The organism is Pantoea sp. EKM21T (genome assembly GCF_011800405.1).
Taxonomy (GTDB): domain Bacteria; phylum Pseudomonadota; class Gammaproteobacteria; order Enterobacterales; family Enterobacteriaceae; genus Pantoea; species Pantoea agglomerans.
Map to the genome: position 1 here is coordinate 407709 of NZ_JAALFV010000001.1, position 25857 is coordinate 433565.

Sequence of the window (25857 nt, forward strand, 5' to 3'; positions counted from 1 at the left end):
CGTGAAAATCGCTGTACGCCTCTGCCTGCATCATCCCGGATACCCGCTCAGCCTGCAGGTAATGCCAGTGTCCGCAGCGCGCAACACCGGCTGTTTTCTACTCAACGTCGGCGCTGCTGGCCCCATTACTGGCAACCTGGCCCGACTTCTGTTTTTTATAGGCCAGTGCGGCAGCCGGCACCGGCGCCGCTTTACCGGTCTCAATCCAGCTGCGCAGACGGTTAGCGTCGGCGAAGTGGGTATATTTGCCAAAGGCATCCAGCACCACCAGCGCCACCGGACGATTATTAATCATGGTGCGCATCACCAGGCAGTGGCCAGCCTCATCGGTGTAACCGGTTTTGGTTAGCTGAATATGCCAGTCATCTTTATAGACCAGATGGTTGGTGTTGCGGAACGGCAGCGCATAGCTCGGATGGGCAAACACCGCCGTCTCCTCTTTAGTGGTGCTGAGCGCACCAAGCAGCGGATATTCCCGCGTCGCTTTGAGTAGTTTAACCAGATCCTGCGCGCTGGAGACGTTTTGCGTCGACAGGCCGGTTGGCTCCACGTAGCGGGTCTGTTTCATGCCCAGTGACCGCGCTTTCGCGTTCATCGCCCGGATAAAGGCGTTATAGCCGCCCGGATAAGCATGAGCCAGGCTGGCGGCGGCGCGGTTTTCTGAGGACATCAGCGCCAGCAGCAGCATATTCCGGCGGCTGATCTGGCTGTTGAGCTTAACGCGTGAGAATACACCCCGCATTTCCGGCGTCTGGCTGACATCGACGGTTATCATCTCGTTCATCGGCAGATGCGCATCCAGCACCACCATAGCAGTCATCAGCTTGGTGATGGAGGCAATGGGCCTGACCCGATCAGGGTGGCTTGAAAACAGCACTTTATTGGTCGTGAGATCGACAATCATCGCACTGCCAGAGGCGATCTGCGGCTGAGCAATCGGCGCCAGTTGCGACAGCGACGTCGTCGCCTGCGCCGGAAGTGAAACAATCTGCCCTGAAACGAGCAGCGCCAGCGAAAGCAGGGTGGAACGAATTTTTGCAGGCATCGTAGAAAAAACCCGGTTATGAATATGTACTGTGTCAGACCGACACAGGCCGCCCGCTTCAGTGAGGTCGGAGCGCGGGCTGGCGGCGATATCATACCCGTAAGGTTAAGAAATTTCCTGGTGAGAGTGTTTCCGGGCGTAAAAAGAGAACTGCCGCCAGAGCGGCGGCAGCGGTCGGTCAGAACAGATGCGGTCCATATCCCCACAGCACCACGGTTAATGCCAGTAATACTTCAAATACCAGCACGCCGATGGCCAGCGTTGAACCGGAAAAACGCAGACTCTCTTCGCGGTCGATATTAAGAAACAGTGGAATACCGATATAGAGCAGATAGCCGGTGTAGAGTAGCGCCAGGGCGCCCGCCAGCACGCAGAGCCAGACCAGCGGATAGAGCGCCACCAGCCCGCTGAGAAACAGCGGCGTGGCCACATAGCCCGCAAACACCGTACAGCGCTGTACGCCGGGGCGCTGCGGATAATCACGTGCCATCCAGTGAATTACGCGTCCCATTACCGCGACGCCACCCAGAATAATCAGATAGAACAGAATGCCAAGCCCAATCCCGGTCAACAGGTTGAGTTGCACATATTGCCCCTCGCCCAGATTCCAGCCCAGCTGAGTTGTACCGATAAAGGCGCAGATCACCGGAATCGCCGCCATCAGCAGAACATGGTGGGTGTAATGGTGCGATACGCTCTCATTCTCTTGCTTGATATGACGCATTTCCTGATTCGGATGCGCCAGCAGACCCCAGACATGATTCATAGATTCACTCCTCTGATGCAGTGGGCCGCCCGATGATGCATCCGTCTTTGGGGGCAGCGTCCTCTCAAGTATAAACGGCAGCGAAACTTTCGTGGTGATCGGACAAAAAAACAGCATAAATAAACGGACCCGTGAGGCACGGGCGGAAGCGAAGCCAAATCGCGTATAGACTGGAAGAAACAGTCACTGAACAGGGAGGGTCATTTTGCATCTGGATATCAACGCATTAATTACGCAGTACGGTTATCTGGCACTTTTTATTGGCTGTATCGCCGAGGGGGAAACATTTACGTTGCTGGGCGGCGTCGCCGCGCATGAGGGGCTGCTGCATTATGTGGGAGTGGTGCTGGCCGCGATGGGTGGTGGTATTGTCGGCGATCAACTGCTCTACTGGGTCGGTCGCCGCTGGGGCACACAGATCCTGCGCCGCTTTAAAAAGCATCAGGATAAAGTGGTCAAGGCGAACCGCCTGATTAAACGCCGTCCCAGCCTGTTTGTGATTGGCGTGCGCTTTATGTATGGCTTTCGACTGATTGGCCCAATCATCATCGGGGCCAGCCGCCTCAATCCGATGAAGTTTTTTATTCTTAACGTCATCGGGGCGGCCATCTGGGCGCTGATCTTTGTCACCCTGGGCTATTTCGCGGGCGGCATCATCGCGCCGTGGCTGCATAAACTCGACCAGCATCTGAAGCATCTGCTGTGGCTGGTCGGCGCAGTGGTATTCGCCTTTGCGCTGCGCTGGGTGATCCGCCGCTGGCACAACCGTCGTGCCGACCAGGAATAAATGAACCACGGATTCGCCAGCAGACGCCACCGGCTATAAGAGAGAGCTGACCGGTGGTAAGGGTCGCCGACGCTGAGCAGCGCCAGGCGACCCTGCTGGCGATTTCCCATGTTTCACCCGCCCTCACCCCTTCCCTGCCTCATTCAACCGTACGTTAACCATCTGTGCCCAAACGAAGCCGCATCAGATGGCTCAGCTATAGTTAGGATGGACACTGACAGGGAGATGAGGATGAGTAAGGTAAAACGTAAGATTGAAGACCATGGCGTGATCGGAGATTTGCGCACCTGCGCACTGGTCGCGAATGATGGCACCATTGATTATCTCTGCTGGCCGGAACTCGACAGCCCGTCGGTCTTTGCCGCCCTGCTCGACAGCGATGATGCCGGGCTTTTCTCCCTGGCCCCTGACTGGCCCAATGCGCGACGTCAGCAGCTCTACCTGCCCGATACCAACATCCTGCAGACCCGCTGGCTGGATGATGAAGGCGTGGCGGAGATCACCGACTACATGCCGATTTGTGATGACAAGGACAAGCTGCCGCGTCTGATCCGGCGGGTCAAAATGGTTCGCGGCAGCGCGACCTTTAGCCTGCGCTGTTCACCGCGTCACGACTATGCCCGGGCGCAGACCCGTGCAGAGGCGCACAACGGCTGTATCGATTTTCATGCCGAAGGCCAGCCGTCGCTGCGCCTCGCCGCCAGCGTGGCGATGACGCTGGAGGATGAGAGCGCGACCGCCCTCTTCACGTTACAACCCGGTGAACATGCGCAGTTTGAATTTGGCAGCGTGGATGATGCGCATATCGAAGCCCTGACCACCGAACATTGCTTTGAAGAGACGCTGAACTACTGGCGACGCTGGAGCGCCCACAGTAACTATCAGGGACGCTGGCGCGAAATGGTGCAGCGTTCGGCGCTGGTCCTCAAACTGCTGACCTCACATCAGCACGGCTCTATTGCGGCGGCAGCGACCTTTGGCCTGCCCGAAGAACTGGGCGGTGAACGCAACTGGGACTATCGCGCCTCCTGGATCCGTGACGCCTCGTTCAGCATGTATGCCCTGATGCGGCTGGGCTACATCGATGAAGCCAAACACTTTACCCACTGGGTTGGTCGCTGCGTTGAAAACAGCCATCACGATGAGATGCGCCTGCAGGTCATGTACCGGCTGGACAGCGGCACCGAACTGCACGAGATGGAGCTGCTGAATCTCTCCGGCTATGCCGACTCCCGTCCGGTGCGCATCGGCAATGACGCCTGGCAGCAGACCCAGCTCGACATCTATGGCGAGCTGATGGATGCGGTCTATCTGGCCAATAAATATGGTGAGGCGATCTCCCAGCGCGGCTGGGAACATGTCGTCAAAATGATCGACTGGCTGTGTGAGAACTGGGATCAGCCCGATGCCGGTATCTGGGAGATGCGCGGTGAACCGGAACATTTCCTGCACTCTCGTCTGATGTGCTGGGTGGCGATGGATCGCGCGCTGCGTCTGGGCATGAAGCGATCGCTGCCAATGCCTTATGAACGCTGGGATCGGGCGCGCCGGGAGATCCGCGAAGATATCTGGGCTAACTTCTGGAACAGTGAGCGGGGTCACTTCTCTTCGACCCGTCATGGCGAATATCTCGACGCCTCAATGCTGCTGATGCCGCTGGTGCGTTTTGTGGGAGCCACCGACCCGGACTGGATTGCCACGCTGGATGCGATCAAAACCAATCTGGTCAGCGACGGTATGGTGCGCCGTTACAATACGCATGAGACGCCCGCCGATGGCCTGAAAGGCTCAGAAGGGTCGTTCGGAGCCTGCTCCTTCTGGTATGTCGAGTGTCTGGCGCGCGCGGGCCGGATTCAGGAAGCGCATTTTGAATTTGAAAAGTTGCTGAGCTACGCCAATCCACTGGGCCTCTACGCGGAGGAGTTTGACAGCCACGGCCATGCGCTGGGCAACACGCCGCAGGCGCTGACCCATCTGGCGTTAATCAGTGCCGCCTTTTTCCTGAACCGCAAACTCAGCGGCGAACAAACGCAGTGGCAACCTTAGTCAGGGATAAGCCCGTAAAGCCCCATTTTTAGCGCCCTGCTTCCGGTAAATGCGCTAACATCCGCGGTGAATTTACGTAAAGTATTGCAGGCAGGTTAAAATCCCGATTCACAACGTCAGATTAATGAACATATAATGCGCAGCAGGTCACATTGGCCAGCATGAATTCGACACACTGAACAGCCTGAAATATGGCGATAAAGAATTGTAAAATATGAAAATCATTCGCGCTTTCGCTTCAATCGCACTGGCTCTGGCGGCCTTCAGCCAGTCAGCCTTTGCTGTGGTTTACCCGTTACCGCCGGCCAACAGTCGTCTGATCGGCGAAAATATCGAAATTACTGTCCCTGAAGACAGCAAACTGCCGCTGGAAGCTTTTGCGGCGCAGTACCAGATGGGCCTCAGCAATATGCTGGAAGCCAATCCGGGCGTTGACGTTTATCTGCCTAAGGCTGGCAGCAAAATGATCATCCCACAGCAGCTGATCCTGCCAGACGCACCGCGTGAAGGCATTGTGATTAACAGCGCGGAGATGCGTCTTTACTACTATCCGAAAGGCAGCAAAACCGTGGTGGTGTTGCCTATTGGTATCGGTGAACTGGGTAAAGATACCCCGATTAACTGGACCACAGCGGTAGAACGTAAAAAAGATGGCCCGACCTGGACGCCAACCAAAGGCATGCATGCGGATTACGCGGCGCGCGGTGAAACCCTGCCAGCGGTCTTCCCGCCAGGCCCGGATAACCCGATGGGCCTGTATGCGCTCTATATCGGTCGTCTCTATGCGATTCACGGCACCAACGCCAACTTCGGTATCGGCCTGCGCGTGAGCCATGGTTGTGTGCGTCTGCGCGCTGACGATATTAAATGGCTGTATCAGAACGTGCCGGTCGGCACGCGCGTACAGTTTGTTGATCAGCCGGTAAAAGCGACCGTGGAGCCAGACGGTTCACGTTATGTAGAAGTGCATAACCCGCTGTCGACCACCGAAGAGCAGTTCAACTCGCGTGAGCTGGTGCCGATTACGCTGAATCAGGCGGTGAGCAAAGTTCTGGTTGATGCCAGCGTCAATCAGGATCAGGTTAATGGCGCGATTCAGGGCCGTACCGGTATGCCAGTAAAAGTGAACGGCGTGGAGAACAACATCCAGACTGCGCCAGTTCCGATGCCGGAAAACCCGCAGGCTGTGCCACAGGAAGAGCCAATGACGCCAGTCACCTCTCAGGGTGCAAACAGTGATGCCGCGCAGCCACAGCAGCCGGCCACTGAGCCAGCCGCACCGGCCGCTCCGGTAACACCAGCAGCCCCTGCAGCCGCGGCCAATACCAGCTCGTAATTGCCGCCCTGCTTGCAGAAGCCAGCGCCTGTCGCTGGCTTTTTTATTGCCTGCGTTTCCGCGTTTTTCCCCGCACTCCGCTCAGAATGCCCCGTCCGACGATCATTAATCTGTCATATAAAGCGCGTATCACACTGCGTTGACCCGGTGCAAATCAGCATCCGGCATCAGCCACCAGAGGTACACCATGAGCGAAAACAGTCTCTCCTCCTCATCAGCCCGAGGTCGCCCCGATTTCAACGGCAAAAATAGCCGTTTCAGTAAACCGCTGTTCTTTATTCTGCTGGTTGCCGGACTGGCGTTCGCTGGCCTCAATCTGGTCAGCGATGTTGAAGAGACCAATATGCCGGTCACCAGCTATCTGCCGTTCTTTCTGCTGGGGCTGGCACTGCTGATTGCGCTCGGCTTTGAGTTCGTGAATGGCTTTCACGATACCGCCAATGCCGTGGCGACCGTGATCTACACCCATTCGCTGACGCCCGGCGTCGCGGTGGTCTGGTCCGGTTTCTGTAACTTTCTGGGTGTGCTGCTCTCCAGCGGCGTGGTGGCGTTTGGCATTATCTCACTGCTGCCGGTGGAGTTGATCCTGCAGGCCAGCAGCGGCAGCGGGTTTGCCATGGTCTATGCGCTGCTCTTCTCAGCGATTATCTGGAACCTGGGCACCTGGTATTTAGGGCTGCCGTCGTCGTCGTCCCATACGCTGATCGGCTCGATCATCGGCGTCGGCGTTGCCAATGCGATGCTGCACGGACGCAGCGGTCTGAGCGGGGTTGACTGGGATCAGGCATTGAAGGTCGGCTATGCACTGCTGCTGTCGCCGGTGGTCGGCTTTGTCTGCGCCGGGCTGCTGCTGTGGGTGATGAAACTGTTTATCCGCAATCGCCAGCTTTATCAGGCGCCGGAAAGCAATCAGCCGCCACCGGTCTGGATCCGCGGCCTGCTGATCCTGACCTGTACCGGCGTGTCGTTTGCGCACGGCTCCAACGATGGTCAGAAAGGGATGGGGCTGATTATGCTGATCCTGGTGGGCACCATGCCGATCGCCTACGCCCTGAATCGATCGCTGCCACCCGATCAGATCCCGCGCGTCGCGGCGCTGAACGAAGTGACCGCCCATCAGCTGCTGCAACTGCAACCCGCCTCAGCCAATCCTCCACCGGCCCGTGAGGTACTGACCGGCTTTGTTGGCAACAACAGCATGAATCCCGACGTGCTGCCCGCGCTGGCGATGACGCTGCGCGAAGTCGGCGATGAGATTCGTCGTTACGGTTCAATGGAAAACATTCCAGCTCAGGCGGTGACCAATACCCGCAACCAGATGTATCTGGCGTCAGAATCGATCAAGCATCTGCAGAGCGCTGAGGTCAGACTGCCGCAGGAGACGGAACGCAACCTTAAGGCAGTGAAAACGGAACTCGACAGCGCCACCCGCTTTATTCCGATGTGGGTGAAAGTGGTGGTGGCGATTGCGCTGGGACTGGGCACCATGGTCGGCTGGCGCCGGATTGTGGTCACAGTGGGAGAACGGATCGGTAAAACCCATCTGAGCTATGCTCAGGGCGCCAGCGCCGAACTGGTGGCGATGATGACCATTGGCGCGGCAGACGGTTTCGGTTTACCGGTTTCCACCACTCACGTGCTCTCATCCGGCGTAGCGGGCACTATGGCGGCGAACCGTTCCGGCTTGCAGCTCTCGACGCTGCGTAACCTGGCCGTCGCCTGGATTTTAACGCTGCCGGTTTCTATTCTGCTCTCTGCCCTACTCTACTGGGCGTTCAGCCATTTTTAACGGTCTGCGGCTTATCGTCATTCAGGCGATAAGCCGCTGCTGCCAGTAAAGCCGCAGGGTAATCAGCAGCGCTCCCAGCACCATCAACGCCGCCGCCAGATAGACTGACTGCATCCCCCAGTGTCCGATAAGCAATCCCGCCACCGGGCCGGTTAAGCCCAGGCCCAGATCGAGAAAAGCGGAATAGGTGCCCAGCGCAGAGCCCTGATCCTGGCGCTCAACCCGTTTAACCGCCTCAACGCCCAGCGCCGGAAAGACCAGCGAAAATCCGCTGCCGGTGAGGAATGCGCCCGCCCCTACCAGCCAGGCGCTGTCCGCCTGCCAGATAATCAGCAGTCCCAGGCACTCCAGCAGGAAAGAGAAGAGCGACACGCGCAGCCCGCCGAAACGGGTAATAAAGCGACCAAATCCCAGACGCACCAGCACAAACCCCAGGCTGAACAGCGTCAGCGCATAGGCCGCGCCCTGCCAGTCGCGGCTGGCAAAATAGAGGGTGATAAAGGTGGCGATAACGCCAAAACCGATGGTGCCGAAGCCCAGCGCCAGGCCATAGAGCCAGACGCGGGAGAAGACGCGGTGAAACGGAATGCGCTCGCCCACACTGACCGTCACCGCCGGTTTGCGGCTGGCCATCAGATAGCCCGCCACGCCCATCAGCGCAATCAGCCCGGCAAATCCACTCATACCAAATTCACTGTTCAGCAGCACACCCAGCGGTGCACCGACGGCCATTGCCAGATAGGTCGCAACACCGTTCCAGGAGATCACGCGCGCGGTCTGCATTGGCCCGACGATGTTCATACCCCACAGGGTAGAGCCGGTGCTGCTGAAGCTTTCACCTACGCCGAGAAACAGCCGCCCGATGGCCAGCAGCGCCAGACTCAGCCACGGCCAGCCGCTCAGCAGTGCGGCCACGATAGTCAGCACCCCGCTCATACCGCAGCAGAGCAGTCCCAGCATCACCACCCGCTTTGGCCCAAGGCGATCGGCCAGACGGCCCGACTGCGGACGGCTGAGCAGCGTCGCAAAGTATTGAATGCTGATAATCAGTCCGGCGATAAAGGAGCTGAAGCCAAGATGATTTTTGACGAAGCCTGGCAGCACGGCCAGCGGCAGTCCGACAGAGAGATAGCAGAAGAAGGTGAAGATAATAACAGAGAGGATTCGTTTGTTGAGCTGGCTGTTGCTCAACACAGCGGAGTCAGACATAGCAGGCAAGGGGTCCAGGAAATTTTTCCCACTATACCGTCAGGCCGCTAAGGGGTCGCCTGATTTTTTATCACAAACCATGAACATGTGCGTGACGATCAATCGCCTGTGCAATGTCGCCCGACGATTTTAACGCACGGATTTCGCTGAATAAGCCATCGGCTTCGCCATAGGCTTTGCGCAGATAACCGAGCCACTGTTTGATACGCGCCACGTGGTAGAGGCCGGTATCGCCCTGCTTTTCCAGCCGGCTGTATTTCTGTAATAACCGCACCACATCAGGCCAGGCCATCGGCGGCTCGTTATATTTCACTACCCGGCTCAGGTTGGGGATGTTCAGTGCGCCACGGCCAATCATCACCGCATCGCAGCCGGTTACCGCCATACAGTGTTGCGCGCTTTGCCAGTCCCAGATTTCGCCATTGGCAATCACCGGAATGCGCAGCCGCTGACGAATATCGCCAATCGCCTGCCAGTTAATCGCCTCTGCACGGTAGCCCTCTTCTTTGGTTCGTCCATGCACCGCCAGCTCGCTGGCACCGGCCTGTTGCACCGCATCGGCAATCTCCAGACTGCGGGCGCTGGAGTCCCAGCCGAGCCGCACTTTCACCGTTACCGGCAAATCTGCAGGCACCGCTTCACGCATCGCTTTCGCGCCGCGATAGATCAGATCGGGATCTTTAAGAAGAGTTGCGCCGCCTCCGCTGCCGTTGACCAGCTTAGAAGGACAACCACAGTTGAGATCCACACCCCATGAGCCCAGCTCCACCGCACGTGCGGCGTTTTCGGCTAACCATTCGGGATGCTGCCCCAGCAGCTGCATACGCACCCGCGTGCCGGAAGGCGTGCGGCTGGCGTTATGCAGTTCGGGGCAGAGACGGTAGAAAGATTTTACCGGCAGCAGTTGATCGACCACGCGCAAAAACTCAGTGATGCAGAGATCGTAGTCGTTTACTTCCGATAACAGCTGGCGCACCAGTGAATCCAGCACGCCCTCCATCGGTGCCAGTAAAACCCTCATACTCAGACGTTTCCGGTACGCTTCGCTGCTGCCGGACGACGCGGACGGGCTGCGGGCCTATCGCCCTGAGGAGCGGCCTGGCTCTGACGACGCGCCTGAGGACGCTTTTCGCCGGATGAAGATGAGCGCGATGCGCCTGCACCCTGTCCGCCCTGGCTGCGACCACGGCCGCCGCCGCCGCCACCTGCACCGCCGCGAGACTGCTGCTGACGACCGTTGATGATCGGCTCCGCTTTGATGCTCGGATCGGGTTCATAACCTTCAACGGCCAGACGCGGGATTTCACGCTTCAGCAGACGTTCGATATCACGCAGCAGTTTATGCTCATCGACGCAGACCAGTGACAGTGCGACACCGGTCGCCGCCGCACGGCCGGTACGGCCAATACGGTGAACGTAATCTTCGGCGACGTTAGGCAGCTCATAGTTCACGACGTGTGGCAGCTCTTCGATATCCAGGCCACGGGCCGCGATATCGGTGGCAACCAGGACGCGAATTCCGCCTGACTTAAAGTCGGCCAGCGCGCGGGTACGTGCACCCTGGCTCTTGTTGCCGTGGATCGCGGCGGCGGAGATACCATCTTTACCCAGCTGCTCGGCAAGGTGGTTCGCGCCGTGTTTGGTCCGGGTAAAGACCAGCACCTGCTGCCAGTTGCCTTCGCCAATCAGCTGCGACAACAATTCACGCTTACGCTTCTTATCAACGAAAGCCACCTGCTGCGCGACCTGCTCGGAGGCGGTGTTGCGGCGAGCCACTTCAATCATTTCCGGGTTGGTCAGCAGTTTCTCAGCCAGGCCTTTGATCTCATCAGAGAAGGTGGCAGAGAACAGCAGGTTCTGACGTTTGGCCGGCAGACGTGCCAGTACGCGACGGATGTCGTGGATAAAGCCCATATCCAGCATACGGTCCGCTTCATCCAGCACCAGAATTTCGACCTGTGACAGGTCAACCGCATTCTGTTGTGCCAGATCCAGCAGGCGTCCAGGCGTTGCCACCAGGATATCGACGCCGCCACGCAGTTTTACCATCTGTGGATTGATGCTGACGCCACCAAACACCACCATGGAACGCAGCGAGAGATATTTGCTGTAGTCGCTGACGTTTTCGCCAACCTGCGCCGCGAGCTCACGGGTTGGGGTCAGGATCAGGGCGCGCACCGGGCGACGACCGCGGATGGGCGTGGCAGTGGCAGAGAGTTTTTGTAACATCGGTAAGGTAAAGCCGGCTGTTTTGCCGGTGCCGGTCTGGGCGCTCGCCAGCAGATCGCGGCCTGCCAGCACAACAGGAATCGCCTGGCGCTGGATAGGTGTGGGTTCGCTGTAGCCTTGTTCGGCGACCGCGCGCAAAATATCGGCACTCAGGCCGAGAGAGTCAAAAGACATTAAGTGATTTACTCCGGTCCGCTCTGACCGTGATTCACGGTGTAGTTTTCAGAGGGATAGTGACGCCAGCCAGGGCTGACGCGTGAAAAGGGCGCAAACTACGATGCGTAAGCGGGCGAGTGTAACAGCTTTGAGAGCAGTGTGCGAGATAGCTCACATTTCCTGACACAACTTAACCGCCTGAAAACAGGAAGGCCACCTTCCGGTGGCCTTCAACTTAACTACGTTTGTTTTCGATTCGTCGCGGTGGCTCTTTCACCAGCAGCGAGACCAGCGCCGGACCCAGCAACATCACTACGCCGAGACACGCCAGCAGCAGGTTGTTGTGGTAAATCCGCGACACCAGGAACAGTGTCATCATGGCGGCGCCAAAGTAGTAAGTGGTGGTCGCTTCTTCAAGATAATCGCCGAGAGTACGTAAACGGGCAATGCGCTGTGTCACCAGCATGGCAACAAAAACCAGTGCGTACATCGCCACCAGCGTACTGCAGACATCAACCAGCGCTTTGTGCTTCCAGCCCCAGATCAGTGCAGCGATCACCAGCAGATGCATAGCAATATGCAACAACGTTTGACCCGTGATAATTTGAATACGATTAGACCATTTCATTCAGTTCTCCTGGCAGACCCAACAGGTCGCCCAAGTGCTACCGGCACAAGCCGGAAACGATTTCCTCAATGTAAAACAATTTTCGGATAACGCCCTAATTTTCGCCCTCTTTCACCACCCATTTGTGACAAAGACTACACTTTGATTCTATTGATGATGAAAAGGAGTGCGTCGCGAGTATGCCACAAAACAAGCAAGGATTTTCAATAAAAGTCCTGACGATCAATACACATAAGGGTTTCGCCCCTTTCAATCGCCGCTTCATCCTGCCCGAATTACGCGACGCCGTTCGCGCAACGGAGGCGGATGTGGTCTTTCTGCAGGAGGTGATGGGCACGCATGCCATCCACTCCCTTAACCATGAGGAGTGGCCCGACTCTCCTCATTATGAGTTTCTGGCCGACACCATATGGAACGATTTCGCCTATGGGCGTAATGCGGTCTATCCGGAGGGGCATCACGGCAATGCGGTGCTGTCTCGCTTCCCGATCGCCGACTATGAGAACCGGGATATCTCGGTGGCGGGCAGTGAAAACCGCGGCATGCTGCACTGCCAGATCGCCCTGCCCGAGCCGCACGGCACGCTGCATGTCATCTGCGTTCATCTGGGTCTGAAAGTGGCCCATCGTCATGCGCAGATGAAGAAAATATGTGAAATGGTTAACTCACTGCCGTCCGACGCGCCGGTGGTGGTGGCGGGCGATTTCAACGACTGGCAGCGACGCGCTAACTCCATTCTGAAACATGGCGCAGGCCTGAAAGAGGTATTCAGCATGAAAACCGGACGCCCGGCGCGCACCTTCCCGGCGCGCTTCCCGATCCTGCGGCTTGACCGCATCTATGTCCGCAACGCCACCGTCAGTCATCCGTGGGCGCTGCCGCGCAAGCCCTGGTCCCATCTTTCCGACCATGCGCCGCTGGCGGTGGAGATTCACCTATGAATTTTAGCTGGCAGGAAGGCAACCGGCTGCTGTTGCTGGAAAATGGCGAAGCGTTTTTCCCGCGGGTCTTTGGCGCGATCCAGCGGGCGGAACGTACGGTATTAATCGAAACCTTTATTCTGTTTGAGGATGACGTGGGCAACGCCCTGCACCGCGAACTGCTGGCGGCAGCCCAGCGCGGCGTGCGGGTCGAAGTGATGGTCGATGGTTATGGCTCTGCCGAACTCTCCGACAAATTTGTTAACAGCCTGACCAGCGCTGGCGTGCGTTTCATCTATTACGATCCGCGTCCGCTGGTGATGGGAATGCGCACCAACGTTTTCCGCCGTCTGCACCGCAAAACCGTGGTGGTGGATGACGTGGTAGCCTTTGTCGGCGGCATTAACTTCTCGGCCGAGCACAACACCGATTATGGCCCGGAAGCGAAACAGGATTATGCGGTACAGGTCAAAGGCCCGGTGGTGGGCGACATCGCCCGCTATCTGCAACAGGCGATTGGCAGCGAACAGAATACCCGCCGCTGGTGGGGGTCGCGCTCTCATCGTCCGGCGGTCAACGCCACGCCCGGCGATGCTCAGGTGCTCTATGTTTATCGCGATAACGACGAGCATCGTGACGACATCGAAGTCCACTACCTGGAGATGCTGCGTGAGGCGAAGCGAGATGTGATTATCGCCAATGCCTACTTCTTCCCGGGTTACCGGCTGCTGCGTGAGATGCGCAACGCCGCGCAGCGTGGCGTCCGGGTGCGACTGATTGTGCAGGGCGAACCGGATATGCCGATTGTGAAAGTGGGCGCGGAGCTGCTCTACAACTATCTGGTCGATGGCGGCGTCGAAGTCTACGAATATATCCGTCGCCCGCTGCACGGCAAGATCGCGGTAAAAGACGACTACTGGGCCACCGTCGGCTCCAGCAATCTCGATCCGCTCAGCCTGTCACTTAACCTTGAAGCCAATCTGATCATCCACGACAGGCCGTTTAACCAGACGCTGCGCGATAACCTGGAAGCGCTGCTGGCCAACGATTGCCAGCGCGTGCAGGAAGATCGCTTACCGCCGCGCAACTGGTGGCAACTGAGTAAAAGCGTGGTGGTATTCCACTTCCTGCGCCATTTCCCGGCCATCGCTGGCTGGCTGCCGGCGCATACGCCGCTGCTGGCCCAGGTGGGTGAGCCGGTACAGCCTGAAATGGAGACGCAGGATCGCGTTGAAACTGATAACCCGGGAGCAAAATCCTGATGGCAAAAAAACATCCACGCTGGCAACTGGCGAAAAAAATCCTCACCGTGCTCTTTTTCATCGCGGTGGTGGTTCTGCTGGTGGTCTATGCCCGCAAAGTGAACTGGGAAGATGTTTATGACGTCATCGTTAACTACAACCGCTTTGTGGTACTGACCGCCGCCGGACTGGTGGTGCTGAGTTACCTGGTGTATGGCTGCTATGACCTGATTGGACGCGCCTACTGCGGCCATAAGCTGGCGAAGCGGCAGGTGATGCTGGTGTCGTTTATCTGTTACGCCTTCAACCTGACGCTGAGCACCTGGGTGGGTGGCGTCGCGATGCGCTACCGGCTCTATTCACGGTTAGGGCTGGATAGCGGCACCATTACCCGCATCTTCTCTCTGAGCATCGCCACTAACTGGCTGGGCTATATTCTGCTGGCCGGCGTGGTATTCAGTGCGGGCATGGTGTCGATTCCCAGCGGCTGGTTTATTGGTGAAACCACCCTGCGGCTGATTGGTGGCGCTCTGCTGGTGCTGGTGGCGGTCTACCTCTGGGCCTGTGCCTTCTCAAAGCAGCGTCGCTGGACGGTAAAAGGCCAGACGCTGCAGCTGCCCTCGCTGCGCATGGCGCTGCTGCAGTTTGCGGTTTCCTGTGCCAACTGGATGGTGATGGGGGCGATTATCTGGCTGCTGCTGGGACGAGACGTCGGTTATCCGATGGTGCTGGGCGTGCTGCTGATCAGCAGTATTGCCGGGGTAATCATTCATATTCCGGCGGGCATTGGCGTACTGGAAGCGGTCTTCCTGGCGTTACTCAGCGGTCAGCACGCCTCGCATGGCACTATCATTGCGGCGCTGCTGGCTTATCGCGTGCTCTACTTTATCCTGCCGCTGCTGTTAGCGCTGGTGCTCTATCTGGGGCTGGAGAGTCGGGCGAAGCATCTGCGTCAGAAGAACGAGCAGAAGTTGCAGAAGTCGTAATAAAAAAGGGGAGGCGCAGACAGTGCGCCTCCCCCGCTACTCCCTCAGGCTTAACGGCGGTTGCCGAAAATCCGCAGCAGCATCAGGAACAGGTTGATAAAGTCGAGATACAGCGTCAGTGCGCCCATAATCGAGTAGCGACGCAGGTTTTCCGTATCGCGGGCATCGATCTGCTCACCGATATTTTTCAGCTTCTGCGTGTCATAGGCCGTTAACCCCACAAACACCACCACCCCGATGTAGGTAATCGCCCACATCAGCGCCGGGCTTTTCAGCCAGAAGTTCACCAGCGACGCCAGCACGATGCCAATCAGCGCCATAAACAGCAGGCTGCCAAAACGGCTGAGATCGCGTTTGGTGGTATAGCCGTAGAAGCTCATCGCGCCAAACATCCCCGCCGTGATAAAGAAGGTGCTGGCGATCGAGGAGTTAGTGTAAACCAGGAAGATACTCGCCATGGTCAGGCCAGTCAGCGCCGAATAGAGCATAAACAGCCCGGTTGCCACGGCCCCGCTCAGGCGATGCACCATGCCTGACAGGAAGAAGACCAGCCCCAGCTGCACGATAATCAGTCCGAAGAAGGTGATGCGGTTAGCAAACACCAGCTCCATGATCGCTGGCGTGCGCGCAGCGTACCAGGAGACAAACGCCGTCAGTAACAGACCGCAGGTCATCCAGCCATAAACCTGCGCCATATAGGCTTGTAAACCGCGAGATGCGGATTGAACGATGGAATCATTTCGTGGATATCGGTCCATGATGCACCTCTTGTTAAACGGATTAGGACCGGCTCCACACAGGGAACCGGATGAATAACCTGGTCTGGCAGGCATACGTTGTTTCTGTTTCAGCCCGTTGGGCCAGCGACAGCGCGACACAACCGCCACGGGCCCATACGGCCTTATGAGGATGCGCACAGTGCAGGGCCAGAATAACAATAAAAGTCGCCCGGAACTGGCTCTAAGTGTGGCACAGCTCAGCTCAACTGCGCCACAACATGCCGCTTAACGTCGCGACAGGCACTGCTGATAACGGCTGTCGACACGCTGCGCAAACCACGCCGTGGTGAGATTACGGGTAATTTTCGGGCTTTCCAGCTTGATGCCCGGCAGCATTTCACGCGGTAACTTTCTACCCGCCATTTTATCCGCCAGGGTAAAGACCTGTTTCCAGAGTTCGCTGTCGCTGAACGACGCTTTCTCTCCTTTCTCCAGATCGCGGCGAATGTCGCTGTTGCTCATATCGATCTGCTTCGACAGCGTGCGCACCGCCAGTTCGGTGCCGCCCGCCGCATCCGATCCATAAAGAATCAGATCGCCATCCAGCGCCAGTTTCATGCCGGTGGCGCGCGACACCGCCGCCTGGAAGGCCGCATTGCGGCTGGCATACCAGCCCGCATTGTAGTCGGCAAAGCGGTAGAGCGGCTGGCTATAGTCAGCCGGATAGCCGAGCAGGTGCATCGTCCCGAAGTAGATCCCGCCGTGGCGGGTAAAGACTTCACGCCGGATAGTGCCATCGATCGGCCACGGGTAGCCTTTGGCATGCGCTTCGGCAAACGCAATGCTGACCTGCATCGGCCCGCCGGTGTGGATCGGGTTGAGATTGCCGAACAGCGTCTGGCCCATCGGCACCATATCGATCAGGTCATCGAAAATAGCGCTCAGCTCTTTCTCACTGCGCACTTTGTCCAGCCGGGCGGCGTAGCTTTCACCGGTGGGCGATTTGATCTGCAGCGCGGTACGCACCAGGAATGCCGGCACGTGCACCTGCGCCGCACGGCGGTTGATCTCGCCCCAGGCGATTTTTGGCAGACCCGGCACGGCGGCCTCGGCGCTGAAGTTGCTCTCCTGATCCGCCACAGCGATCACCGCGCAGAGGTTGCTGGCGCTGGGATCGATCTGCTGAGTGCGGAAGGTAGTGTAGATATCGTCGCTCCACGCCGCTTTATTGCTGACGTGCGACGGCAGCAGCCGCTGGATCTGCGCTTTGACATCTTCAGGCTGCCGCACCGGCGCCTCAGGGGTTTTCTTGCTGCTACAACCTGCCAGCACCAGGGCGGCGACCAGTGTCAGACGTTGCAGAATCGGGGTGGATGACATGCCTGTCCTCAGAATGAACCAAAGCTCTACTCTACCATTGCCAGAGTTTCACAGGCAGGCGAGAACTGAACTAAGGTTATCTTTTTTACCGTTAAAGGAACTTACGATGTTTAAACTCTGGCCTGTTGCGGCGTTCAGCCTGTTATTAACCGGCTGCGGCGCCAATAATACGCCTGCCCAGGTAAAATCTCCGGGTGCCCCCACCTCCTCCTCGCTTAAGGTGCTGGAGACCGGCGCCAGCGTGATGCAGTCACGTCCGCCCATCGACGCCATCAACACCTATCTCGACGGATTCCATTTTTATAACGGCGATAAGAACGGTCAGATGGAGGCGCACCACTATGTCACCGTACTGAACGACGATGTGATGCAGGCGGTGATTTACGACGGCAACACGCGCGATGCACGGCTGATGGGCGTGGAGTACATTATCAGCGAACGGCTGTTTAACACCCTGCCGCCCGAAGAGAAGAAGCTCTGGCACAGCCATCAGTATGAGGTGAAATCGGGCACGCTGATTGCGCCAGGCTTACCGGAAGCCGCCGACCACGCCCTGATGAAGCGCATTGTGAACACCTACGGGAAAACCTGGCACACCTGGCACACCGATCGCGACAAAACGCTGCCGATCGGCATTCCGGCGCTGATGATGGGCTTTACGGAGGATGGTCAGATGGACTCGCGACTGCTGGCGGACCGCGATCGTCGTTTTGACGTCGACAGCAAAAAAATCCGCGCCCAGCGTGCGGATATTGTGGCGCATCCTGCCGCGGCAGGTGCCAATGCCTGGCAACAGGGCCAGGTCATTCAGCTGAAGCGCACCGCCGGCGGCGGCGAACACAGCCACGGTCAGACCGGTTTTGGTCCGGCTGAGCAGCTAAAGCAGCCTTAATCCCGCCCTAAGCGTCGTGATGTCCGGGGATGCGGGCAGCGGCGTGTCTGCGGTTAACGGCTCAGCGGGCGCAGACACTTCTGCCCGCTAAGCCGTTAATGCAGCTTAGTCCCAGCGCTGAGCCGCCTGATGGTCGCTGTCGCGGGCATCCACCCAGCGATCGCCCTGCTCTGTCGCTTCGCGCTTCCAGAACGGCGCGCGGGTTTTCAGGTAATCCATGATGAACTCTGCAGCGGAAAAGGCGCTGCCACGATGGGCACTGGTCACGCCCACCAGCACGATTTCATCGCCGGGAAACAGTTCGCCCACGCGATGGATCACCGTGACGCGCTGCAGCGGCCAGCGTTCGCGCGCCGCATCAACAATCTCCTGTAGCGCTTTTTCGGTCATGCCGGGATAGTGCTCCAGCGTCAGTGCCGCGACGTCGTTGCCCAGATTGTGGTTACGGACTTTGCCGGTAAAGGTCACTACCGCACCATCTTCATCACAGGCCGCCAGCCAGCGATACGCTTCCGCCATATCAAAGGGCGCGGGACCGACGCGAATCTGCGTTTCCATCTTAGCCTCCGGTCACGGGCGGGAAAAAGGCCACTTCATCACCGGCGTGCAGCGGATGACTCATCGGCACCAGCGTCTGATTCACCGCCGCCAGCAGCTTGCCCGACTCGAGCGCCAGCGCCCAGCGGTCATCGCGATCTGCCAGCGCACTGCGCAGCGCGGCCACATCCGGATAATCAGCACCGACCTCAAGCGATGAGGTGCCGGTCAGCTCACGGACCTGGGCGAAAAACAGCACCTTAATCATGCGCGACCGCCTGGAAATCGCCGCTTTTGCCACCGCTCTTGCTGATTAACCGCAGCTGATCGATGACGATATCTTTCTGCACCGCTTTGCACATGTCGTAGATGGTGAGCGCGGCAACCGATGCGGCCGTCAGCGCTTCCATCTCCACGCCGGTTTTGCCGGTCAGGCGACAGAGCGTGGTGATGCGGACCCGGTTATGGTCCGGTTCCGCCTCCAGGTTCACTTCCACTTTACTCAGCATCAGCGGATGACAGAGCGGAATCAGTTCCCAGGTGCGTTTCGCCGCCTGAATGCCGGCGATGCGCGCGGTGGCAAAGACATCCCCTTTGTGGTGGCTGCCTTCGATAACCATCTGCAGCGTTTCTGGCTGCATCAGCACCAGCACTTCTGCCCGCGCTTCGCGCACGGTTTCCGCCTTGGCGGAGACATCCACCATGTGCGCTTCGCCCGCGGCGTTAATGTGTGTGAGTTGAGACATACTTACCGTTTCTTGAGATGTGAGACAAAATTACAGGGCACGGTGCGCGCATCAAGCTGGTCAGCGATAATGCGTTCCCAGGCGGTGCGGCAGGCACTGGTGGAACCCGGCACGGCCAGGATCAGCGTCTGATTAGCCAGACCGGCAATCGCGCGAGACTGCAATGTCGAACCGCCAATCTCTTCATAGGAGATCATCCGGAACAGTTCGCCAAATCCATCAATCTCGCGGTCGAACAGCGGCAGCAGCGCTTCCGGCGTGCTGTTTTTCAGGTTAAAGCCGGTTCCGCCATTAATAATCACGACCTGAACATCTTCACTGGCGATCCAGCGCGACACGGTGGCGCGAATACGATAGAGATTATCCGGCACGATGGCGTGATCGATCACCTCATGCCCCGCTTCGGCTGCGGCTTCGCGCAGATAGTCGCCGGAGGTATCGTCACTGGCATCGCGACGATCTGACACTGTCATCACCGCAATCTGCACTGCCTGAAATTCGCTGGCTGGTTTACCCATACTGCCTCCTGAAATTAGCCGCCAATGTAAGAGAGATTCTGTGTGATGCCGGTGTTGCCCTGATGCAGAAAGTGCGTCTGCTTTTTCTGCCCCAGACTGCTGGCAATACGCGCCTGCAGTTCGGCCTGCTGGTCGTCTGTCGCCAGCAGATCGCGCAGCGGCACACCGCCGTCACCAAACAGGCATAGATGCAAATTACCGTGCGCCGAAACGCGCAGACGGTTGCAGCTGGCACAGAAATCTTTGGCATAAGGCATGATCAGACCAATCTCGCCGACATAATCGGGATGGTAAAAGACCTGCGCCGGGCCGTCGCTGCGTCCGCTCTCCCGATGCTGCCAACCCTGGGCGATCAGCTGATCGCGGATGACCATGCCGGAAACGTGCTGATCGCGGAACAGCGTGCCGCCGTCACCGGTCTCCATCAGTTCGATAAAGCGCAGCTGAATCGGACGGGTGCGGATCCAGTCGAGGAACGTAGCCAGATTACGGCTGTTGAGATCGCGCATCAGCACGCTGTTGACTTTGACCTGGCGAAAACCGGCGTCGAGGGCAGCATCAATACCGCTCATCACCTGATGGAATTTATCCTGACCGGTAATGGCGTGAAACTGACGGGCATCCAGGCTGTCGACGCTGACGTTGAGTGCGGTTAACCCCGCGTCACGCCACTGTTTCACGTCACGCGCCAGCCGGTAGCCATTGGTGGTTACCGCGATCTGGCGAATGGAGGCGTTTTCGCGCACCGCCGCAATGATGTCGGTGAAATCACGGCGCAGCGACGGCTCACCGCCGGTCAGCCGCACTTTTTCCGTTCCGGCAGCGGCAAAGGCCCGCGTGACGCGGCGGATTTCATCCAGCGAGAGAAAGCTTTTGTTACGAATTCCCTGCGGTTTGTAGCCGTCAGGAAGACAGTAGGTACAGCGGAAATTACAGACATCCGTGACCGACAGGCGCAGGTAATAGAACTTACGCGCGTATGCATCAGTAAATTGTGACACCAGAACACCTTTCCAGATTGGGAGATGCAGTCATTTCTTCCTGCACCCTGGCAGCTCGATGGCTACGGCCTGAACCCCCTATCCGCAGACGTAGGCATTCAGGCTTGAGTGTACGCTGACCCGTTGATCAGCGCGGTAAGCATGATGGTAGCGTGATTTTCGTCACTCTTCCATTTGCTGTTTTCGCTATATATTCTTATACATATCGAATTTTCACCGCATTTTCGCGACAGGATACGTTAAAATGCGATCCAGATTTTGACGTAAGTCATCCGCGCGGGCTTAGCGATTAGAGCCACGCCACGCGAACGGATATTAAGGAGAAGTATGAATCGCACTCTGGCCGATCTTGATCGCGTTGTGGCACTGGGAGGCGGACACGGTTTAGGCCGCGTCATGTCTGCCCTTTCCCCGCTGGGCTCGCGTCTCACCGGCATCGTCACCACCACCGACAACGGCGGATCGACCGGCCGTATTCGTCGCTCAGAAGGCGGCATCGCCTGGGGCGATATGCGTAACTGCCTTAACCAGCTGATTGCAGAACCCAGCGTCGCCTCGGCGATGTTTGAGTACCGTTTTGCCGGTAACGGCGAACTGGCCGGACATAACCTGGGTAATCTGATGCTGCGGGCGCTGGATCATCTCAGCGTTCGTCCGCTGGAAGCGATCAACATCATCCGTAACCTGCTTAAGGTCGACGCCTTTTTAATCCCGATGTCAGAGCAGCCGGTGGATCTGGTGGCGATGGATGTTGAAGGCAACATGGTTTATGGCGAAACCGCAATTGACGAGATGAAGCAGCCGCCGCAGGAGCTGATGCTGCATCCCAACGTCCAGCCAACGCGGGAAGCGCTGCAGGCGATTGGTGAAGCGGATCTGATCCTGATTGGACCCGGCAGCTTTTACACCAGCCTGATGCCGATTCTGCTGATGGAAGAGATGGCGCAGGCCTTGCGTCGCACGCCTGCCACTATGGTGTTTATCGGCAATCTGGGCCGCGAGCTGAGTCCTGCCGCCGCCAGTCTCTCAGTGGCTGACAAGCTGCAGATGATGGAGCGTTATATCGGCAAGCGGGTGATTGATGCGCTGGTCGTCAGCCCGGCGGTGGACACCCGTGGCATTGAAAACCGGCTGATTGTCCGTGAACCGCTGGAGGCCGCCGATATCCAATATCGTCACGACCGCCAGCTGTTACGGGTGGCGCTGGAACATGCCATTCAGGGCTTTAACGGCGCTACGAGGCCGCAATAAACAGCGTTCGCAGTTCATGCAGCTGATCGCGCACGTTGGCCGCCTGTTCAAACTCCAGGTTCTGCGCATGCTGCTGCATCTGCCCTTCCAGCTCGTGGATTTTCTTCTGCAGAGCCTGCGGCGTTAACAGCTGGAAATCGGCCAGCGCCTGGGCTTCGCCAGGACGGGCGGGTTTCGCTTTGCCGCGGGTTTTCACCACGTTTTTGCCCAGTTCCAGAATATCGGTGATCTTCTTATTCAGGCCCTGCGGCACGATGCCATTCTCTTCGTTGTGCAACTGCTGTTTCTCACGGCGGCGCTCGGTCTCTTCAATGGCGCGCGCCATCGACGGCGTGATTTTATCGCCGTAGAGAATTGCCTTACCGTTGATGTTACGCGCCGCACGGCCAATGGTCTGAATCAGCGAGCGTTCGGAGCGCAGGAAGCCCTCTTTATCCGCATCGAGAATCGCCACCAGTGACACTTCCGGCATATCCAGCCCCTCACGCAGTAAGTTAATGCCCACCAGCACATCAAACTCGCCCAGACGTAAGTCGCGTATAATCTCCATACGCTCTACCGTGTCGATATCGGAGTGCAGATAACGCACCTTCTCACCATGCTCAGACAGATATTCGGTGAGATCTTCCGCCATGCGTTTGGTCAGCACCGTCACCAGTACACGTTCGTTGATCGCCACGCGCTGACGGATTTCTGACAGCAGATCGTCAACCTGGGTACCGACCGGACGCACTTCGATGATCGGATCCAGCAGACCGGTAGGACGCACCACCTGATCGATCACTTCGTCGCCCGATTTTTCCAGCTCATATTTGCCCGGCGTCGCCGAAACATAGATGGTCTGCGGGGCCAGCGCCTCAAACTCTTCAAACTTCATCGGACGGTTATCCAGCGCCGACGGCAGGCGGAAGCCATACTCCACCAGCGTCTCTTTACGCGCCCGGTCGCCTTTGTACATGCCGCCAATCTGCGGAATGGTCACGTGCGACTCATCCACCACCAGCAGGCCATCGGCGGGCAGATAGTCAAACAGCGTCGGTGGCGCTTCGCCTGGTCCGCGTGCGGAGAGGTAGCGTGAGTAGTTCTCGATGCCGGAGCAGTAGCCCAGCTCGCTCATCATCTCCAGGTCAAACTGGGTACGCTGGGTAATGCGCTGCTCTTCCAGCAGCTTATTGTTCTCCAGCAGCACCCGGCGGCGGTCCGCCAGCTCGACTTTGATATCTTCCATCGCCTGCAGAATACGCTCACGCGGCGTGACGTAGTGCGTCTTGGGGTAGATGGTAAAGCGCGGCACGACCGAATCGATCTGGCCGGTCAGCGGGTCAAACAGCGACAGACGCTCAACCTCTTCGTCAAACAGCTCGACGCGCAGCGCAATATCGTCCGACTCCGCCGGGAAGATATCGATCACTTCGCCGCGCACCCGGAAGGTGCCGCGCTGGAACGCCTGGTCGTTGCGGGTGTACTGCAGCTCTGACAGACGGCGCAGAATACTGCGCTGATCGATAATCATGCCGCGGGTCAGGTGCAGCATCATTTTCAGATAGAGATCGGGATCGCCCAGACCGTAGATAGCCGAAACCGATGCCACCACAATGACATCGCGCCGTTCCAGCAGCGCCTTGGTGGCCGACAGACGCATCTGTTCGATATGTTCGTTCACCGACGCATCCTTTTCGATAAAGGTATCGGAGCTCGGCACATAGGCTTCAGGCTGGTAGTAGTCGTAGTAAGAGACGAAAAACTCGACGGCATTATCCGGGAAAAACTCTTTCATCTCGCCATAGAGCTGGGCGGCCAGCGTCTTGTTGGGTGCCAGCACCATGGTCGGACGGTTGAGGTCGGCAATCACGTTGGCGACGGTAAACGTTTTACCGGAGCCGGTTACGCCTAATAAGGTCTGATGGGCCAGTCCATCCTCCAGCCCCTCTTCCAGGCGACGTATCGCCTCAGGCTGGTCGCCCGAAGGTTTAAAGGCGGAGTTCAATTTAAAGGCTTTGCTCATGAATGCAGTTCCTGCTGGAGAAGTCGGCGGGCAGGCACTTATTTTACTCTGCTATGGTGATTTTGCCAGAAAATAATACTGGATATAAAAACAGTATTGATGCAATGTTAACGCCAGCAGGATGGCACCTGATGTCCCTGCAGGCTGGCAGCGTTATCGCTCAGCATGTTGCGCAATGTTATCCCCAGGCAGGGATCTGATTTAACATTTGTCAATAGAGTGTCACAAAATTACAGTACGGTTACCTGACAGATAATTCTCAGGCTTGTTTTTTGATAAACAACTGATTTTAATGATATAAGGCTATGAGGCCAGATTCTCGTCATTATGTTACCAGGCCGCGTATTTCCTCGCTTCCAACTGGTTTTCATTACCTAATGCACAAGGTTATCCACAGGAATGGTGGATAAGTGATGGCAGCCCCGACGCCATCAGCTGTGTATAATTTTTCCCTGCCTTCTCACTACCGTGAAAATAATTTTTTTTGCGTTAAATTTCGCGTCGCCTGCTGACGGATTATTCTGCAATTTTAATCTGTCACCGGGTGTCGTACGCAAATTTGCACGCCTCATACTAAGATTCTTAATCGGACTTCCTGCCACGTTACAGTACGTCTGCACCAGAAACAGCGCTCCAGGGCACTGCAAAAGTGCATGCGCGTGGTCACCGTGGGGAATTGATAAGTTTTTCTCACCTTTCATCCCTGACACGCGGCGCTGCAGCAGGAAACAGGGCCGTTTTTAGATCTGGCCTGGGAATTGCAGGAGTCAGTGGCGTCACCGCGCGGAACGCGCACTGTGCTGCAATGGCGAGGCTGCCGTTGCTGATGACTTGTTTGCCAGACGACAGAGCGCGGAAGCAATCAGGCTAACGATCGGGAAGGAGAGTGTCAGATGCTGAGTTTACGTTCGGTAAATCAATTTTACGGTCAAAACCATATTCTGTGGGATGTGGACCTGGATCTGTCGCCTGGCACCTGCACCGGCATTCTGGGCCGTCCTGGCATGGGTAAAACCACGCTGGTGAACTGCATCATGGGCAGATTGCCGATTAACAGCGGCTCTATCTCCTGGAAAGAGGATGGCTCGCCGCCGGAAGATCTGCTGCTGCAACCGGCTGAACAGCGGGCGCAGATGGGGATTGGCTATGTGCCGCAGGGCCGCCATATTTTTACCCAGATGAGCGTGGAAGATAATCTGCTGATTGCCCTGCTGGCGGGTGCCAGCCAGCGCGACCGCCATCGCGCCATTCCCGAAATGGTATTCGACCTCTTCCCGGCGCTCTACTCTCTGCGCCAGCAGCGCAGTGGCGATCTGCCGATCGATCAGCAGCAACAGCTGGCCCTGGCGCGCGCGCTGGTGCTGCAGCCCAAACTGCTGATTCTGGATGAGCCGACCGACGGGATGTCGCCGTGGCTGGAAGAGGAGATGGGCAATCTGATCCGTCGGCTTAACCTCGACTACGGGCTGACCATCCTGCTGCTGGAGCAGCGCCTGTCGCTGATCCGTCGCGTGGCGGACTATTTCCTGCTGCTGCACCGCGGCCGCAATGTGGCGCAGGGCAGCATGGAACAGCTTGATGACCACACCGTCGATAAATGGCTGACGGTGGCCTGACATTCAGCGCCTGCCCCACCGGGCGTAAGTGTTGCAGGCAGGCTGGAGACGGAG

Annotated in this window: 24 protein-coding genes and 1 riboswitch; of the genes, 10 read left to right on the top strand and 14 right to left on the bottom strand. The window is 57.7% G+C overall.

Annotation, left to right across the window (positions count from 1 at the left end):
* Positions 1-97 precede the first annotated feature (97 nt).
* Both pbpG and HFD87_RS01945 read right to left on the bottom strand, forming a co-directional pair.
* Positions 98-1045 carry a D-alanyl-D-alanine endopeptidase gene (gene pbpG, locus HFD87_RS01940; protein ID WP_010669685.1) on the bottom strand — a complete coding sequence of 316 codons (948 nt, stop codon included), beginning with the start codon at positions 1043-1045 and terminating at the stop codon, positions 98-100.
* Positions 1046-1223: 178 nt separating this feature from the next.
* Positions 1224-1811 carry a Yip1 family protein gene (locus HFD87_RS01945; RefSeq protein WP_010260296.1) on the bottom strand — a complete coding sequence of 196 codons (588 nt, stop codon included), beginning with the start codon at positions 1809-1811 and terminating at the stop codon, positions 1224-1226.
* A 205-nt stretch (positions 1812-2016) separates the two neighbouring features.
* On the opposite strand from HFD87_RS01945, the gene HFD87_RS01950 reads away from it, so the two are divergent.
* The 4 genes from HFD87_RS01950 (at position 2017) to HFD87_RS01965 (ending at position 7769) form a co-directional block, all read left to right on the top strand.
* On the top strand, positions 2017-2598 hold the full coding sequence (locus tag HFD87_RS01950) for a DedA family protein (protein ID WP_010260294.1): 582 nt from the start codon (positions 2017-2019) through the stop codon (positions 2596-2598).
* A gap of 231 nt (positions 2599-2829) precedes the next feature.
* Positions 2830-4644: a glycoside hydrolase family 15 protein gene (locus HFD87_RS01955; protein ID WP_061704210.1), complete on the top strand. Its 1815-nt coding sequence runs from the start codon at positions 2830-2832 to the stop codon at positions 4642-4644.
* A gap of 214 nt (positions 4645-4858) precedes the next feature.
* The gene (locus HFD87_RS01960) at positions 4859-5980 is read left to right on the top strand and encodes a L,D-transpeptidase family protein (RefSeq protein WP_010260287.1); all 1122 of its coding nucleotides are present in this window, start codon (positions 4859-4861) and stop codon (positions 5978-5980) included.
* Between the two features lie 187 nt (positions 5981-6167).
* Positions 6168-7769, top strand: coding sequence for an inorganic phosphate transporter (locus HFD87_RS01965; protein ID WP_167422879.1), 1602 nt, complete (start codon positions 6168-6170; stop codon positions 7767-7769).
* Positions 7770-7790: 21 nt separating this feature from the next.
* Here HFD87_RS01965 and HFD87_RS01970 read toward each other — a convergent pair whose 3' ends face one another.
* The 4 genes from HFD87_RS01970 to HFD87_RS01985 all read right to left on the bottom strand — a co-directional run bounded on the left by HFD87_RS01970 (position 7791) and on the right by HFD87_RS01985 (position 11991).
* Positions 7791-8978: an MFS transporter gene (locus HFD87_RS01970; RefSeq protein ID WP_010260279.1), complete on the bottom strand. Its 1188-nt coding sequence runs from the start codon at positions 8976-8978 to the stop codon at positions 7791-7793.
* Positions 8979-9048: 70 nt separating this feature from the next.
* Positions 9049-9999, bottom strand: a complete 951-nt coding sequence (gene dusC, locus HFD87_RS01975; protein ID WP_022626007.1) for a tRNA dihydrouridine(16) synthase DusC — start codon at positions 9997-9999, stop codon at positions 9049-9051.
* A gap of 2 nt (positions 10000-10001) precedes the next feature.
* Positions 10002-11381 (bottom strand): ATP-dependent RNA helicase RhlE, encoded by a 1380-nt coding sequence (gene rhlE, locus HFD87_RS01980; protein WP_022626008.1) that lies wholly within the window; start codon positions 11379-11381, stop codon positions 10002-10004.
* A gap of 217 nt (positions 11382-11598) precedes the next feature.
* Positions 11599-11991 (bottom strand): YbhQ family protein, encoded by a 393-nt coding sequence (locus HFD87_RS01985; protein WP_010669681.1) that lies wholly within the window; start codon positions 11989-11991, stop codon positions 11599-11601.
* 179 nt (positions 11992-12170) lie between these two features.
* On the opposite strand from HFD87_RS01985, the gene HFD87_RS01990 reads away from it, so the two are divergent.
* Genes HFD87_RS01990 through HFD87_RS02000 form a run of 3 tightly spaced genes read left to right on the top strand, consistent with a single transcriptional unit; the run spans position 12171 to position 15138 of the window.
* Positions 12171-12932, top strand: coding sequence for an endonuclease/exonuclease/phosphatase family protein (locus tag HFD87_RS01990; RefSeq protein ID WP_010260267.1), 762 nt, complete (start codon positions 12171-12173; stop codon positions 12930-12932).
* A complete protein-coding gene (gene clsB / locus HFD87_RS01995; RefSeq protein WP_010260263.1) occupies positions 12929-14173 on the top strand; it encodes a cardiolipin synthase ClsB in 1245 nt (414 codons plus the stop codon). Before HFD87_RS01990 ends, clsB begins: the two co-directional genes overlap by 4 nt.
* Positions 14173-15138, top strand: a complete 966-nt coding sequence (locus tag HFD87_RS02000; protein WP_033757029.1) for a lysylphosphatidylglycerol synthase domain-containing protein — start codon at positions 14173-14175, stop codon at positions 15136-15138. The genes clsB and HFD87_RS02000 overlap by 1 nt, the downstream gene beginning before the upstream one ends.
* Before the next feature lie 50 nt (positions 15139-15188).
* On the opposite strand, the gene HFD87_RS02005 is transcribed toward HFD87_RS02000, so the two are convergent.
* Both HFD87_RS02005 and HFD87_RS02010 read right to left on the bottom strand, forming a co-directional pair.
* On the bottom strand, positions 15189-15896 hold the full coding sequence (locus HFD87_RS02005) for a Bax inhibitor-1/YccA family protein (protein ID WP_010260256.1): 708 nt from the start codon (positions 15894-15896) through the stop codon (positions 15189-15191).
* Between the two features lie 246 nt (positions 15897-16142).
* Positions 16143-17237 carry a DUF1615 domain-containing protein gene (locus HFD87_RS02010; RefSeq protein WP_010669679.1) on the bottom strand — a complete coding sequence of 365 codons (1095 nt, stop codon included), beginning with the start codon at positions 17235-17237 and terminating at the stop codon, positions 16143-16145.
* 106 nt (positions 17238-17343) lie between these two features.
* Between HFD87_RS02010 and HFD87_RS02015 the strand changes: the two genes are divergently transcribed.
* Positions 17344-18129, top strand: coding sequence for an OBAP family protein (locus HFD87_RS02015; RefSeq protein WP_010260249.1), 786 nt, complete (start codon positions 17344-17346; stop codon positions 18127-18129).
* Positions 18130-18234: 105 nt separating this feature from the next.
* On the opposite strand, the gene moaE is transcribed toward HFD87_RS02015, so the two are convergent.
* From moaE to moaA, 5 genes are all read right to left on the bottom strand, one after another.
* Positions 18235-18687, bottom strand: a complete 453-nt coding sequence (gene moaE, locus HFD87_RS02020; RefSeq protein ID WP_010260246.1) for a molybdopterin synthase catalytic subunit MoaE — start codon at positions 18685-18687, stop codon at positions 18235-18237.
* A gap of 1 nt (position 18688) precedes the next feature.
* Positions 18689-18934, bottom strand: coding sequence for a molybdopterin synthase sulfur carrier subunit (gene moaD / locus HFD87_RS02025; RefSeq protein ID WP_033766727.1), 246 nt, complete (start codon positions 18932-18934; stop codon positions 18689-18691).
* Positions 18927-19412: a cyclic pyranopterin monophosphate synthase MoaC gene (gene moaC, locus HFD87_RS02030; protein ID WP_033757022.1), complete on the bottom strand. Its 486-nt coding sequence runs from the start codon at positions 19410-19412 to the stop codon at positions 18927-18929. Before moaC ends, moaD begins: the two co-directional genes overlap by 8 nt.
* A 2-nt stretch (positions 19413-19414) precedes the next feature.
* Positions 19415-19930, bottom strand: coding sequence for a molybdenum cofactor biosynthesis protein B (gene moaB, locus HFD87_RS02035; RefSeq protein ID WP_167422880.1), 516 nt, complete (start codon positions 19928-19930; stop codon positions 19415-19417).
* Positions 19931-19944: 14 nt separating this feature from the next.
* Entirely contained in the window at positions 19945-20934 is a 990-nt protein-coding gene (gene moaA, locus HFD87_RS02040) for a GTP 3',8-cyclase MoaA (RefSeq protein WP_167422941.1), read from the bottom strand.
* Positions 20921-21054, bottom strand: a riboswitch (molybdenum cofactor riboswitch). Its footprint overlaps the gene before it by 14 nt.
* Positions 21055-21258: 204 nt before the next feature.
* On the opposite strand from moaA, the gene yvcK reads away from it, so the two are divergent.
* Positions 21259-22182 (top strand): uridine diphosphate-N-acetylglucosamine-binding protein YvcK, encoded by a 924-nt coding sequence (gene yvcK, locus HFD87_RS02045; protein WP_010669674.1) that lies wholly within the window; start codon positions 21259-21261, stop codon positions 22180-22182.
* On the opposite strand, the gene uvrB is transcribed toward yvcK, so the two are convergent.
* Positions 22166-24187 (bottom strand): excinuclease ABC subunit UvrB, encoded by a 2022-nt coding sequence (gene uvrB, locus HFD87_RS02050; RefSeq protein WP_010260230.1) that lies wholly within the window; start codon positions 24185-24187, stop codon positions 22166-22168. The genes yvcK and uvrB overlap by 17 nt on opposite strands.
* Positions 24188-25080: 893 nt before the next feature.
* On the opposite strand from uvrB, the gene HFD87_RS02055 reads away from it, so the two are divergent.
* Positions 25081-25803 (top strand): ABC transporter ATP-binding protein, encoded by a 723-nt coding sequence (locus tag HFD87_RS02055; RefSeq protein ID WP_010260222.1) that lies wholly within the window; start codon positions 25081-25083, stop codon positions 25801-25803.
* The last annotated feature ends 54 nt before the right edge of the window (positions 25804-25857 follow it).

Bases quoted from the DNA above. Each gene is read 5' to 3' on its own strand.
- pbpG (WP_010669685.1), bottom strand. From the start codon at position 1,045: ATGCCTGCAAAAATTCGTTCCACCCTGCTTTCGCTGGCGCTGCTCGTT.
- HFD87_RS01945 (WP_010260296.1), bottom strand. From the start codon at position 1,811: ATGAATCATGTCTGGGGTCTGCTGGCGCATCCGAATCAGGAAATGCGT.
- HFD87_RS01955 (WP_061704210.1), top strand. From the start codon at position 2,830: ATGAGTAAGGTAAAACGTAAGATTGAAGACCATGGCGTGATCGGAGAT.
- HFD87_RS01960 (WP_010260287.1), top strand. From the start codon at position 4,859: ATGAAAATCATTCGCGCTTTCGCTTCAATCGCACTGGCTCTGGCGGCC.
- HFD87_RS01965 (WP_167422879.1), top strand. From the start codon at position 6,168: ATGAGCGAAAACAGTCTCTCCTCCTCATCAGCCCGAGGTCGCCCCGAT.
- HFD87_RS01970 (WP_010260279.1), bottom strand. From the start codon at position 8,978: ATGTCTGACTCCGCTGTGTTGAGCAACAGCCAGCTCAACAAACGAATC.
- dusC (WP_022626007.1), bottom strand. From the start codon at position 9,999: ATGAGGGTTTTACTGGCACCGATGGAGGGCGTGCTGGATTCACTGGTG.
- rhlE (WP_022626008.1), bottom strand. From the start codon at position 11,381: ATGTCTTTTGACTCTCTCGGCCTGAGTGCCGATATTTTGCGCGCGGTC.
- HFD87_RS01985 (WP_010669681.1), bottom strand. From the start codon at position 11,991: ATGAAATGGTCTAATCGTATTCAAATTATCACGGGTCAAACGTTGTTG.
- HFD87_RS01990 (WP_010260267.1), top strand. From the start codon at position 12,171: ATGCCACAAAACAAGCAAGGATTTTCAATAAAAGTCCTGACGATCAAT.
- clsB (WP_010260263.1), top strand. From the start codon at position 12,929: ATGAATTTTAGCTGGCAGGAAGGCAACCGGCTGCTGTTGCTGGAAAAT.
- HFD87_RS02000 (WP_033757029.1), top strand. From the start codon at position 14,173: ATGGCAAAAAAACATCCACGCTGGCAACTGGCGAAAAAAATCCTCACC.
- HFD87_RS02005 (WP_010260256.1), bottom strand. From the start codon at position 15,896: ATGGACCGATATCCACGAAATGATTCCATCGTTCAATCCGCATCTCGC.
- HFD87_RS02010 (WP_010669679.1), bottom strand. From the start codon at position 17,237: ATGTCATCCACCCCGATTCTGCAACGTCTGACACTGGTCGCCGCCCTG.
- HFD87_RS02015 (WP_010260249.1), top strand. From the start codon at position 17,344: ATGTTTAAACTCTGGCCTGTTGCGGCGTTCAGCCTGTTATTAACCGGC.
- moaE (WP_010260246.1), bottom strand. From the start codon at position 18,687: ATGGAAACGCAGATTCGCGTCGGTCCCGCGCCCTTTGATATGGCGGAA.
- moaD (WP_033766727.1), bottom strand. From the start codon at position 18,934: ATGATTAAGGTGCTGTTTTTCGCCCAGGTCCGTGAGCTGACCGGCACC.
- moaC (WP_033757022.1), bottom strand. From the start codon at position 19,412: ATGTCTCAACTCACACACATTAACGCCGCGGGCGAAGCGCACATGGTG.
- moaB (WP_167422880.1), bottom strand. From the start codon at position 19,930: ATGGGTAAACCAGCCAGCGAATTTCAGGCAGTGCAGATTGCGGTGATG.
- yvcK (WP_010669674.1), top strand. From the start codon at position 21,259: ATGAATCGCACTCTGGCCGATCTTGATCGCGTTGTGGCACTGGGAGGC.
- uvrB (WP_010260230.1), bottom strand. From the start codon at position 24,187: ATGAGCAAAGCCTTTAAATTGAACTCCGCCTTTAAACCTTCGGGCGAC.
- HFD87_RS02055 (WP_010260222.1), top strand. From the start codon at position 25,081: ATGCTGAGTTTACGTTCGGTAAATCAATTTTACGGTCAAAACCATATT.